Genomic DNA, 11,510 nt, shown 5'->3' with positions numbered 1-11,510 from the left:
GACCCCGCGAATCTTATCAATTGGATGAGGTTTTGATTTTCCTTTTGGAAAACTTTAGAGATCAGGGAGGTGAGGCGGGGTCCTCGATGGAGACCGGAAAGGGGCAGCAGCAACATGGCGAACGTTCAGAAGAAGGGTTCGACACGGCAGGAGCCGATCGGCAGCAAGGTGCAAAGCCTCCGTCAGGAGCAGGGGATCACCCTTTCGGACCTCGGGGGGCGAAGTGGGGTGTCGATCTCCACCTTGTCGAAGATCGAAAACGGTCAGACCTCTCCGACCTATGACACGCTCACGCGGCTCGCTGCGGGGCTGGGGGTTGATCTGACCGCCCTGTTCCATTCCGAAACGCCTCCCAGCGTCACCGGGCGGCGGGCGATCACCCACGCCGGGACCGGTCCGCGGCACCGTAGCGGCAACTACGAGTATGAGCTGCTATGCGCGGATCTTGCCCACCGCGCCTTCGTGCCCCTTCTCACGACCCTGCATGCGCGCAGCATCGAGGACTTTCGCAGGATGGCGAACCATGCAGGCGAAGAGTTCTTCTACGTGCTGTCGGGCGAGGTCGTGCTGCACACCGAACATTACGCGCCGGCCCATATGAAAACGGGCGACAGCTCCTATTTCGACAGCACCATGGATCATGCCGTCTATTCCGTCTCGGAAGAGCCGGCGCAGATCCTGTGGATCACGACCAAGATTTCGAAGGCATTGAAGGATGTCGTCGGATCCTGACCTAATTCCCTGAGAAAGGCCCAAGACCCATGAAAGATGCCGGCCCCGTCGCCGAAAGTGCCCCCCTGCAGGCGGCACTGGATTCGCTTGATGCAGCGCATGAACGCTTCGTCGAGGATATCGTGAAGCTCGTGCAGATTCCGGCACCCACCTTCGACGAGGCAGCTCGCGCCCAAGTGTTTGCCGAAATGCTGCAGGCCGAGGGTCTGGAGCCCGAGATCGACGCTGTCGGCAATGTCATCGCACTGCGACGCGGGACCGGTGCCGAAGGCGGCCCGGTGATCGTCGCCGCGGCGCATCTGGATACGGTGTTTACCGCGGACACCGATCTGACGGTGCGGCGCGAAGGCACCCTTCTGCGAGCGCCGGGCATCGCCGATGATGCGCGGGGCCTTGCCGCGATCCTGGCCTTCCTGCGCGCGATGAATGCGGGCGGCGTGGACACCGGGCATGACATCCTCTTTGTTGGAGACGTGGGAGAGGAAGGGCTGGGTGATCTGCGCGGCATTCGTCATCTCTGCACCGAAAGTCGTTGGAAGGACCGGATTGCGGGCTTCTTCACATTCGACGACATCCGTACCGAGGATCTCACGATCCGCGCCATCGGTTCGCGGCGCTACCGCGTTGTTCTGCGCGGGCCCGGCGGTCATAGCCTCAACGATTTTGGGCGTCCGAACCCGGCGATCGCGCTTGGCACGGTCCTGTCCGGAATGGGCGACATCTCGGCGCCGGTCACTCCGCGCACGACCTTCTGTGCCAGTACGCTCGCCGGCGGAACGACGATCAACTCGATCCCCGAAGAGGTCTCGCTGGGTGTCGATCTGCGCTCGGAAGGCATGGAGGAACTCGCACAACTGGACGCCCAGCTGCGCGCTCTGGTCGACGCCGCGGTGACCCGGGAAAATGCGCGCTGCGGTACCGAGCACGGCGCGATCACCGCAGAGCTGGTCACCCTCGGCGACCGCCCCGCCGGCGCAACGCCGGAAACCGCACCCATCGTGCAGGCCAGCATCGCCGCGATCCGTGCCGAAGGCTTCGAGCCTGAGCTGACCTGTTCCTCAACCGACGCCAATATCCCGATGTCACTCGGCATCCCGGCGGTCAAATTCTCTCACGGAGGGGCTGGCGGCGGTATGCATCGGCTGGATGAGTGGATCGACGTATCACCTGCCTTGAGCCTGCGCGGACTTCGTGCCGGACTCCGAGCATTGGTGGCGACCGCCGGTCAGGCAAACTGACCGGATTTGGCCCGCGGCTGTTGATAGCGATACTCTTTCAGTGGCATGCGAGGATTAAAGCGAGCGGGCGGAGAACAAACAGGGCAGGGGTGCCTGAGGCCCGTCTTCCTGAGTGAAGGTTTGAGCGGGTCAATCGCGGTCCTATTGTCCGGTTATACTCTCTGCGGGCAGCGACAACAGCAGCTATATCTGCGCCGCGCTCGGACAATATGGTCTAAGACAATTGCCTGATTTGGGCCGCCCGTCGTCATGGCGGTCCTTCCGTTCGAACTTCAATCGCCTCTGCGATGGAAAGGGCATCTTAGAGAACGACGCCTAGATAGCGCACCGTGCTATCCATCTTCGCATGGCCCAACAGGCGCTGAACCGCGCGGAGTTTGCCTGGGTCTGGATCGTAGGACGCCAAAGCATCGTCTGCCGCGCGCCGCTTTGCAGGCTTCGGCTGTCTACGGCTTGGAGCGTTGGTAGAAGAGGTGTGCGAGCGACAGGATCAGCACGAAGGACACAGCGCCGAGGTAGCGTTCGTAAATGCCGTCGATGTCCGTGGGCAGGAAAAAGAAGACGGGCGCCGAGACGACCCAGACGATGCCGGTGGCGATCAGGATCCTGCGGTAGCGCGGGCTGGCCCGTGCCGCGCCGCGCGCCAAGGCGAAGCAGGCGACGGTCATCGCGACGCCCAGTCCATAAACCAGATATTCGTGGATTACCCAGCCATCACTGTCATTGTCGCCGTACTCGTTGCGGGCCCCGATGAGAAACACCAGGAGCCCGAAGACGATGAGGGCGATGATTCCGACGCTCCAGTCCCATGCGCCGAGGTGGACATGCGCTGCTGACAAGGCGAGGCCGATCAAGGCGGCGGAAAAGGTGTAAAGCCCGATATCGACGATGAATTCGTAGCGCCCGGCTCCCAGGTCGCTGATGGTGTCCGCGATCCAGTCATGGTCAGGAACCACGAAGTCCGCGATCAGGATGGAGCATGTGAGCGCCACGCAGCCGAAAACGGCCAGGAGGCTGAGAAACCTGAGAAGTCGCGGTTGCTCGTCGATTTCGGGGGGCATCTGATCATCGGTTGCGACGGTCGGCGGCATCCAGGCACATCCTCGGGTTGGGTATACTCACCACATAGTTCGAGGTCGGAACTTGTAAACGAAGGCCTTCGCGACCGGCGGCACCATCGAAATCGTTTCAAGGCCGCGAACCAGCCGGGAAAAATAGCACCGCCATTGCCGCGCGTGTCTTCGCGAACGGCCCGCTCCGGGCCTCCGGAGCGAGCCGTATTTTCATGCGCAAGGGCACCTTCCAGGCAGATTAGCGGCCGTACTCGCGGGGCGCGAAGGTGATTTCCTTACGCACCTCGGGCGTTTCGGCTGGCCGGTCCAGCCGAAGGCGGATGGCCGTTGGGGCGCTTTCGGTGTGCAGGACCAGGGTCTGCCCTTCGGGGTGCTCTGCTGCGAACATGCGGACCTGGCTTTCTTCGGGTGACAGCCAGTCGGGTCCGCGATCATGGGCAAAAAGCGCGGCCTGGCCCGAAATCTCCTCCGGCACCGACCAGGTGATCAGATCATGCGTCTGCCCGCTGTAGCGCAGGATGTAGGTGCCGGGTTGATCCCCGGGATGCAGTTCCGCCTGCACACCGTTGCTGTCGACCGAGGCACGCCCGTCCTCGTCCGCCACCATGTCGAAGATCTGCGTCATGAAGGGATACCAGGCGACCTCGGCCGTCATGCGGGACATCTGGTCCAGCATGACGGGGCCGATTTTATTCGGCGTGACAAGGGCGGCGGAGCGCAGGCGGTCTGGGTACCCGAAGTCCTGTTGGGCATAGACGGTGCCGATATGGGTGCGGATATCGACCGGTTCTGCGGCCTCATCGAACAGACGCAGGTCGTTGATTGTCATCCTGCCTGCCTGAATGAAGCTGCTCATGTCGGCAGGGATGGCCAGCAGGGCAGGCGCGCCGAAGAATTCGAAGGTCGGCTCGCCTGCAAAAACCTGATCGGCGGTCGCGGGGGGCAGATCCGCGGGGGCCATCACCTTGTCGATGTCGCGGGGCCACCGGCTGCCTTCCGGGGCGAAGCTTTGCTCTCCGTCGACAAGCGGCGTCAGAACGGTCGTGCGGCGGGAGGGCAGCTTGCTGCCGTCGAGCGTAAGCGTTGTCTCCCGCGTGACCACCTGGCGGATGACCCATCCGTCGGCGCGGTCCAGAACGGCAAGCCCGGCGATGCGGTGGCCGCGCGTGCGCCAGGGGCGGGGATCATCGGCATCGGGGGCCTTCTCCGGCCCGACACCGCCGGCGAAGGCAACGCGCACCTCTGTATCTGTCAACGACGTCACGCGAACCTCGACGTTCTGATAGCCGCCAAGGTCCGGCAGGGTCGTGGACCAGCCTTCCTCAGCCTGGACCGTGATCGGAAAAGCGGGGATGGCGAAGGGATCGGACAGGGCGGCGCGGAGTAGCGTGGCCTTGTCGCCGGCGCCCTGTTCGACATCGGGCGCGGCGCTGGTGACGGTGCGGCGCGTGTCGTCAGAAGCAATCACCGTGTCATACCCCGCCCGTTGCAGGGATGTCAGAGCCTCCGACCACTGACCAGGCGCGGAAGAGCTGACGTATTCTCCATCTTCCCGCAGCTCGACGCGCGTGGGGATCGTGTGAACCCCGTCCTCCGTCGCCGTCACGTCCAGATAGGTGTCCAGGTAACGGCCATAGAGCCCGTCGAAGGCCATCGGGCGCGCCTCGTCTCCCACGGACAGGCTGTAACTGCGCGTGCTGTCCGGGTTAGGCTGGAATGTCACTGGGTCCGCCAGGGCCGGGCCGGCCCAGAGCAGGGGGGCAATCAAGACGAGTGAGCGCATTTGATATCCTTTCATGTTCAGCCGAAATCACCGCTGATCCACATCCAGAGAAGTGCCGCCATCCCTGCCAGCGTCAGCAGAAGGTAGGCGGCCACCACCGGCGCGACGATCAGCCAGAGCAGGCCATAGAGAAACGGGTGGCGACGGAAGAACGGGCGGCGTTGCCCACCCTTATGCGCAAGGGCCATCGCGAGGAGGCCAATTAGCGCAAGCCCCTGCCAACCGACAAGCAGAAGGGTCAGCCCCCCTTGTGCGACGGGGATCATGCCGGAACGCGGAACAGGCGCAAAAGAGCAGGCGCGGGCCCATCCTGTACAACGGCAGCTGCGCCGCGGCAGGTCCGGGCGCCAGTCGTCGGTGCATATGTCATTCGCTATCCCCTTCGCTGCTCTGGGGCACTGGACCGAAACGGTTTTCGTGCGGGTCGCCCCGTCGCGCCAGCTGAATGATCAGCCAGATCGTCGAGACAAACGACACCAGCGGAAACCCCAGCATGAGGGTATAGAGCCAGCCCATGGAGTTGCTGACGCTGGGGATCTCGGCCATCGGTTGCGCGGTCAGGCCGCGAATGACGAAGGCGCCGACCAGGAAGATCAGCGAAGCCATGCCCGGCAACAGCAGCCACCAGCCGCGCCGGTTTATATCGTGCAGCCGCCGCCATCCGGCGGATGTGATGGGCAGAAAGACAATGCAGGCAACGAACACGCCAAAGGGGTGCCGCCCGTCGAAGAACATGTAATCCAGCGTTCCCGCCACCCAGTTCGCCACGACGAAGGCGAGGACGAAGAACCAATATTCCGCGCGGGATGCCCGCCCGCCGAAGCGGAAAAACTTGCGCAGGCAGGTGCGAAGGGCCTGAACGAAGGTCATTGGGTGTCCACCGTCAGGTCGGTTCGCGTCAGCGTTCCGTCCTGCCACAGATCGCGTAGGATCGGGCGCCCGTCCTGATAATAGGTGGTGTAGCCGTCACGGACGCCGTCGCGCCATGCCTGAACCTCGTCCACCGCGCCATCGGGGGCGAAAAGGTAGTGCAGCCCGTCTTCCTCTCCCATGTCGTAGTGGAGGATTTTGGTCGGATGGCCTTCTGCGTTGGTGATGGTCCAGCGGCCGTCGCGCTTGTCCTCGACGTAGCTGCCGGAGTGGAGATCCTCCAGGTTTCGCGCGATCTCCTGCCACGGGCCGGTCTTCTGGCCCATGTCGTATTGTCCCAGCTCCAGGACCTCGCCTTCGGGGCCGAAGGATTCGTACGGCCCGTCCAGCGTTCCGGCGATATAGGTCACGCGCATCCGCAGCTTTCCCTCCAGGCCCAAGGTGCGCTGTTCGCCGTCCAGCCGACCCTTGGCGTCGTAGTTTTCCAGCTCCACGAAGGGGCTCGTCTCCTCTCGCCGCCATTGGCCGACGCGCTTGCCGTGGTCATACATGCCCCGGTCCAATACCTTGCCGTTCCATGTCCGGGTGAACAGACCGTCGGGCTTGTTGTCGACATAGGTGACGCGGGTCACGTCGCCCCGGATCGGGTCCGTGCTGATGTAGCGGCCCTGCATCTGCCCGTCGATCAACTCGGACCGGTCGATCAGCTCGTCCCCCCGGTGGCGGGTGGTCAGGCGATAGCCCTCGGCCCGGATGTCGGTTTCGGTGACATTCCCCTCGTATTCCGTCAGCTTCTCGCCGGTGCCATGGCCATCGACCTGCACGGGTTCGCGCAGCGAGATTAGCGTCCCCTCCTTCCAGCGCCGTTCGCGGATGAAGTCGCCCTCATCGCTGTACTCGGCCTCGCGGGTCAGCGCGCCGGCGCGCGACCAGCGCTGCGACAGGCCCACCTCGCGTCCATTGTCGAAATTCCGCAGGGCACGCCGTTCTCCGGATGGCCAGAACTCGATATGCGGCCCGACAGGGGCCCCCATGGCATAAGCGCCCTGCATGGTCAGGTTGCCGTCGCGGTCATAGTTTTCGAATGCGCCGTCTCGCTCACCCCTGGTCCAGTGGATTTCCGAGGCAAGCTGGCCGTTTTCGTGGAACTTCCGCTCGACCCCATCCATGCGGCCGGCGACATAGAATTGCTCCACTTCCAGCTGCCCGGAGGGGTAGTAAAGCCGCCAGGGGCCATCCAGTTCGCCATCGCTGCGCGTGATTTCCCGCGCAAGCGTGCCGTCGTCGTAGAAGTCCTTCTGCACGCCATCTGCGACCTGGGCAAAGGCGGGCGTCGCAAGGCAGAGAAGAATGGCCGTGGTGCGGATCATTGCGGCGCCTCCTCCGGCACGGGAAGGTCTGGGAAGGTGACCGTGAAGCTGCGGGTGAAGGGATCGGGGCGGCTGACGGCGCGCAGGATGCGGACGGGCTTGCCCGCGACCCGCAGCGTGCCATCCGGGAAGATCGCCCAATTGATCCTGTCAGTCAGCGCCAAGCCCCGCCCGTTAGGCGTGACCAGCGCAAGCGCGTCGCCATGGGCGTCCACGAAGCGGATCTGGTCCATCAGCTGCGCGTAGGTCAGCTCGGGCGAGATATCCAGCGCCTCGAAGTTGACCTGCCACGGGCGGTCGGGATCAGGCTGCACCTCGGTTTCCTCCCAGGTCACGGTGGCGTCGCAGGTAAGGGTCACGTCCTGCGTGCCGCGCTCATAGAAATGCGTGCGGATGCCATCGGGCGTCTGCATCTGAAGCAGGCGGGCGCCGCCGTAGCCATTGGAATTCGGGGTGGCCTCGGCAAAGACCGCGTCCGTTTGCGGCAGCGCGAAATCGGCAGAGCAGCGGGCGGCCTGAAGGGTGCCCATGCGGAAGTGCAGCGCGGCGACATCCAGCCCCTCCGGGCGGACATCTTCCAGGCGGGGGGGCGGGTTGCCCTTGAACAGAAGCACCTTGTCGGGGGTGCGGTCAGGGTCCGTGCGCCGTCCGTTATCAGTCTCGAACATCATGTCGCGCGTGGCGGCAGGCGTGTCGGGGTGACGGTTCACCCGCACCGAAAGTGTGGGCGAGGACGCCTCCGTCCGGATCGCCACACGGATGCCACTGTAATCAGGAGAGGCGATGCGGCGCGCAAGGCTTTCAGCCGGCGTCAGCCAGTCCGGCCCGCGATCGGCGGCAAAGATCATGCTGCCCGCATCCGTATCGCCGTCGATGGCCCACATGAAGCGGTCGTCCTGCTGCCCGGACAGCACCAGGTCGAAGCCCTCCTCGGTGGGAGAGAGCGTTGCGGTGGCACCGTTCTTCGTCACCTCGGCATGGCCAGTGTCATCTGGGGTTAGCGTCATCGTGAAGGGCGTCGCCGGATACCAGGCCACCTGCGCGCGGATCCCGGTCGCCTCCAACACATCCGGCAGCATCTGCTTCTGCTCGGTCGGGATCAGGAGGGTGGAGGTGAAGGACGGATCGCCGTCCTGTTCGTGGTAGTTCGGCAGGGTGATCGACGGTGTTGCCCGCATCGGCATGTCCATCGGCCGGTCGCCGCGGAACACTTGCGGTGCGTCGACTACCAGCCTGCCGGTATTGGACAAGATCTCGTGGAGGTGCGTGAAGTCCAGCGACAGCAGGTTGTCCTCCATGCGCACGCGGCCCCTTTCGTGCGGGAAGATGTCGGCCTCGGAGGGTAGGGGCTCCGTCGTGGGGAAACTGTTGGGCATGGTCTCCCAGTCGGGGGTATCGAACGTGTAGTCGGCATGGAGGGCGAAGGGGTAATCCTGCGGCGCCATTGCCAGGGTGGTGCGCAGGGTCGTGCCGTCCTCGCTCGTCTGGTCGGTCGTCATGACCACGCGGCGCAGCCAGCCCTCGGCCCGGTCCAGCACGGCAAGTCCCGCGATCCGGAACGAAGGATCATCGCCCGAATACCGCAGGAACAGGCTGTCATCCGTGACATGGGTCACCGTCACCGTCACGTCCGGCACGCCCGAGAAATCCCCGATGGTCGTGCTCCACCCCTCCCTGGCCTCAAGCCGGGCAGGGGGCAGGATGGCGCCATACTGCTGGCTGAGCCCCGTCATCACCTCTTGCGGGACATCGGCGGTTCCGTGCGGCATGACATCCGTAATGACCCCTTCGTCCAGCGTGACATCGAATCCATCCGCCATGGTCTGCCGCATGTTGTCGGGCAGAGGCCCCTGGGTGCCGTGGGTTTCGCCCGCGACCGAGGTCTGGAACCACAGCGGCAGGATGTGCAGCCTCTCTTCATCGACGACTTCCATGCGGGTCAGCGACGAGATGCGCTGAGTGGCATAGCTGTATTCGGGTGGTTCACCTTCACGACCGGGGCGAACAGACATCTCCATCCGCCAAGTGCGCGCCGCGCCCGGCTGTGGATCGAAGGTCACCGTTTCCGCGCTCGCGGCACTGGCGAAAATCGCAAGGATCGGGCCGAATCCGAGTGTTCGATATGTCATGCGTACCCCCTGTGACTTGGCGTGAAGCTAGCAGACAGGTTTCGGATGTGAACCCAACTCCTTGGTTGTGCTCGGAATATTGCCGGTTTTAGAATGGCGGCATGCATTCTTGGTTCCGTATCCTCTCCGCCCTTTTTCTCATCCTGCTGTCCGCCGCACCGCTGCAGGCCGCCGAACGGATCCGCAGCTTCATCAGCGAAATCACGATAGAGAGCGACGGCGGTCTGCAGGTGACCGAGACGCTGGATGTGCAGGCCGAAGGGCAGCGTATCCGCCACGGCATCTTCCGGGATCTGCCCCTGACGAAGGACGGCATCCGCTGGGGCGGCTTCGATCTGGTCGAGGCCACGATGGACGGCGCACCGGTCAATACCCGCATCCAGCGCCAGGACGGGATGATCCGTATCTACCTGGGCGATGAGGATACGGTCGTAAGCCGGGGCGAGCACCGTTTCCGCCTGCGCTACGACGTGGACCGGCAGGTCCGGTTCTTTGACGATCATGACGAGCTTTACTGGAACATCACGGGCAATGCCTGGGACTTCCGCATCGATATGGCCGCCGCCCGGATCCGCCTTCCCGACGGGGCCGTGGCCACGGACGTGGAAACCTTTACCGGCCCCCTGGGATCGCGGGAACAGAACGCCTTCGAACAGATCGAAGACAGGGGCGGCACCGTCTATGTCATGGCCGACGGCGCGCTCGATTGGCACGAGGGGCTGACCACGGCGATCGCCTTTCCCACCGGCATCGTGGTCCGCCCCTCGGTCATGGATCGCATCCTTTTCACGTTCCGTGACCGTCCTGCTGACATGATCGCCCTGTTCGGCTCCCTGGTGCTGGGCGCTGCGCTCTGGCTGATCTGGCGGCGCAAGGGCAAGGACGCGCCGCTGGGCCGCATCAGCGAACGCAGCACTCCACCCGAGGGGATCTCGCCTGCGCTGGCCCAGTACATCCGCGCGAACGGCGGGGGGACCAATTCCGCGATGGTGGCGGCGACGATCGACCTGGGCGTCAAGGGTTTCGTCGTCATCTCGCAAAGCGACACAACGTGGACGATCACCCGGACCGCGAAGGCCGATGACGGCACGCTGCCGGTGGGTGAGGCCGCGATCCTGGCGCATCTGGACGGGCTGGAGGGGCCGCTGGTCATTTCGCCCGACAATCGCAAGGCTGTCCTTGCCCTGCTGGATGTGTTCAGTGCGGCGATGCGGGACGAACACGGCGAAACCTTCCACATCTCGCATGCCAACTGGATGATGCTGGCCGGTGTCGTCGGCTATGGGCTGGCGTTCGCCATCATGTGGCAGGCGCTGGCCGGGCAGACCTGGCTCATGCATGTCATGCCGGCGCTTCCGCTTGCCATTCCGCTCCTGACCGCGTTGTTCGGTGGCACCCTGCGGGACGTCGCGCTGATGGTGGGCATCGCCTTGGGCATCTCCTGCCTCATGTGGCTGATCCTGGGGGGGCTGGCAGGGGCGCTTGGCCTGTTGTCGGGGGCGGGGCTGATCGCCCTTCCGGTGATCTTTGCCGTCTTCGCTGCGCGCATCGGCCTGACCACTGCCACCGGTCGGGCCCACAAGATCGAGATCGAGGGTTTTCGCCGCTACCTATCCGCGTCCCGCCTCAAGGGCCGCTCCCGCCGCAACACCCGCCGCCGGTTCGAAGCCTTTCTGCCCTTTGCCATCGCCCTTGGCGTGGAAAAGGAATTCGCCGGGGCCTACGAAGACGCCCTCACGCGCGCCATGTCCCGCGGGCCTGTGCCGGCCCATGTCTGGATGCCGGCCTGGTATCACGGCACGGATATAAGCGGTGGCTCGTTCGGTGGCGGGATCTCGGCGGCGTGTGAGGCCATGACGAGCAGCGTCAACGCCTGCACCGCGTCCGGCTCGGGCTCCGGCTCCTCCGGATTTTCCGGCGGTGGCTTTTCCGGCGGCGGAGGAGGAGGCGGCGGCGGAGGAGGCTGGTAAGCCGGCCTTCGCGCGCGTCGCGCAGCGTCAAGGCAGGAAAAGAAAACTGGTTCAACGGCTTCGAGGGAGGGTTAACCACCCGATCACCTCGCCCAGGTGCCCTAACCGGGCGTTCGATCCAAGACAGAGAACCGCTCTTTCACCCACTCCAGGAAGACCTCCAAGCGGCGAGAGACAGTGCGTTCTCCTGCATGGATTGCGTTGAGGGGCAGCGGTTCAGGGGGCGTTGCCTCAAGCACCTCGACGAGCGCGCCAGAGGCCAGATCGCTTGCAAACCGGTAGCGCGGGGCCTGGATCAGGCCCAGACCCTGCCGTGCAAGGGCGGCGGCCGTGTCGGAATTGTCG

The 11,510-nt window shown here is 64.4% G+C and carries 10 protein-coding genes; 3 read left to right on the top strand and 7 right to left on the bottom strand.

Annotated elements, in window-relative coordinates:
- Window positions 1-114 precede the first annotated feature (114 nt).
- Together HCZ97_RS17695 and HCZ97_RS17690 are read left to right on the top strand one after the other, a co-directional pair.
- On the top strand, window positions 115-732 hold the full coding sequence (locus HCZ97_RS17695; protein WP_167690441.1) for a helix-turn-helix domain-containing protein: 618 nt from the start codon (window positions 115-117) through the stop codon (window positions 730-732).
- A 29-nt stretch (window positions 733-761) separates the two neighbouring features.
- A complete protein-coding gene (locus tag HCZ97_RS17690) occupies window positions 762-1,970 on the top strand; it encodes a M20/M25/M40 family metallo-hydrolase (protein WP_167690440.1) in 1,209 nt (402 codons plus the stop codon).
- A 446-nt stretch (window positions 1,971-2,416) separates the two neighbouring features.
- On the opposite strand, the gene HCZ97_RS17685 is transcribed toward HCZ97_RS17690, so the two are convergent.
- The 6 genes from HCZ97_RS17685 to HCZ97_RS17660 form a co-directional block, all read right to left on the bottom strand.
- Complete coding sequence (locus HCZ97_RS17685; RefSeq protein WP_167690439.1) at window positions 2,417-3,061, bottom strand: DUF998 domain-containing protein; 645 nt, start codon at window positions 3,059-3,061, stop codon at window positions 2,417-2,419.
- Window positions 3,062-3,281: 220 nt separating this feature from the next.
- Window positions 3,282-4,826 (bottom strand): hypothetical protein, encoded by a 1,545-nt coding sequence (locus HCZ97_RS17680; protein ID WP_167690438.1) that lies wholly within the window; start codon window positions 4,824-4,826, stop codon window positions 3,282-3,284.
- Window positions 4,827-4,843: 17 nt separating this feature from the next.
- Complete coding sequence (locus HCZ97_RS17675; RefSeq protein ID WP_217701819.1) at window positions 4,844-5,014, bottom strand: hypothetical protein; 171 nt, start codon at window positions 5,012-5,014, stop codon at window positions 4,844-4,846.
- Window positions 5,015-5,192: 178 nt separating this feature from the next.
- Window positions 5,193-5,696 (bottom strand): DUF805 domain-containing protein, encoded by a 504-nt coding sequence (locus tag HCZ97_RS17670; protein WP_167690436.1) that lies wholly within the window; start codon window positions 5,694-5,696, stop codon window positions 5,193-5,195.
- On the bottom strand, window positions 5,693-7,066 hold the full coding sequence (locus tag HCZ97_RS17665; protein WP_167690435.1) for a toxin-antitoxin system YwqK family antitoxin: 1,374 nt from the start codon (window positions 7,064-7,066) through the stop codon (window positions 5,693-5,695). The genes HCZ97_RS17670 and HCZ97_RS17665 overlap by 4 nt, the downstream gene beginning before the upstream one ends.
- Window positions 7,063-9,195 (bottom strand): hypothetical protein, encoded by a 2,133-nt coding sequence (locus tag HCZ97_RS17660; RefSeq protein WP_167690434.1) that lies wholly within the window; start codon window positions 9,193-9,195, stop codon window positions 7,063-7,065. Before HCZ97_RS17660 ends, HCZ97_RS17665 begins: the two co-directional genes overlap by 4 nt.
- A 101-nt stretch (window positions 9,196-9,296) precedes the next feature.
- Between HCZ97_RS17660 and HCZ97_RS20490 the strand changes: the two genes are divergently transcribed.
- Window positions 9,297-11,165 (top strand): DUF2207 domain-containing protein, encoded by a 1,869-nt coding sequence (locus HCZ97_RS20490; protein ID WP_167690433.1) that lies wholly within the window; start codon window positions 9,297-9,299, stop codon window positions 11,163-11,165.
- Between the two features lie 101 nt (window positions 11,166-11,266).
- Here the strand turns inward: HCZ97_RS20490 and HCZ97_RS17650 are convergent.
- A partial coding sequence (locus HCZ97_RS17650; protein WP_254871591.1) for a LysR substrate-binding domain-containing protein occupies window positions 11,267-11,510 on the bottom strand: 244 nt, incomplete at its 5' end.

The organism is Pseudooceanicola sp. HF7 (assembly GCF_011806405.1).
Lineage (GTDB): Bacteria > Pseudomonadota > Alphaproteobacteria > Rhodobacterales > Rhodobacteraceae > Pseudooceanicola.
The sequence above is the reverse complement of the archived record's forward strand: the minus strand, read 5'-3'. Positions and strand labels throughout refer to the sequence as shown.

Coding starts and splice junctions, on each gene's coding strand:
- HCZ97_RS17695 (WP_167690441.1), top strand. CDS start 115: ATGGCGAACGTTCAGAAGAAGGGTTCGACACGGCAGGAGCCGATCGGC.
- HCZ97_RS17690 (WP_167690440.1), top strand. CDS start 762: ATGAAAGATGCCGGCCCCGTCGCCGAAAGTGCCCCCCTGCAGGCGGCA.
- HCZ97_RS17685 (WP_167690439.1), bottom strand. CDS start 3,061: ATGCCGCCGACCGTCGCAACCGATGATCAGATGCCCCCCGAAATCGAC.
- HCZ97_RS17680 (WP_167690438.1), bottom strand. CDS start 4,826: ATGCGCTCACTCGTCTTGATTGCCCCCCTGCTCTGGGCCGGCCCGGCC.
- HCZ97_RS17675 (WP_217701819.1), bottom strand. CDS start 5,014: ATGGCCCTTGCGCATAAGGGTGGGCAACGCCGCCCGTTCTTCCGTCGC.
- HCZ97_RS17670 (WP_167690436.1), bottom strand. CDS start 5,696: ATGACCTTCGTTCAGGCCCTTCGCACCTGCCTGCGCAAGTTTTTCCGC.
- HCZ97_RS17665 (WP_167690435.1), bottom strand. CDS start 7,066: ATGATCCGCACCACGGCCATTCTTCTCTGCCTTGCGACGCCCGCCTTT.
- HCZ97_RS17660 (WP_167690434.1), bottom strand. CDS start 9,195: ATGACATATCGAACACTCGGATTCGGCCCGATCCTTGCGATTTTCGCC.
- HCZ97_RS20490 (WP_167690433.1), top strand. CDS start 9,297: ATGCATTCTTGGTTCCGTATCCTCTCCGCCCTTTTTCTCATCCTGCTG.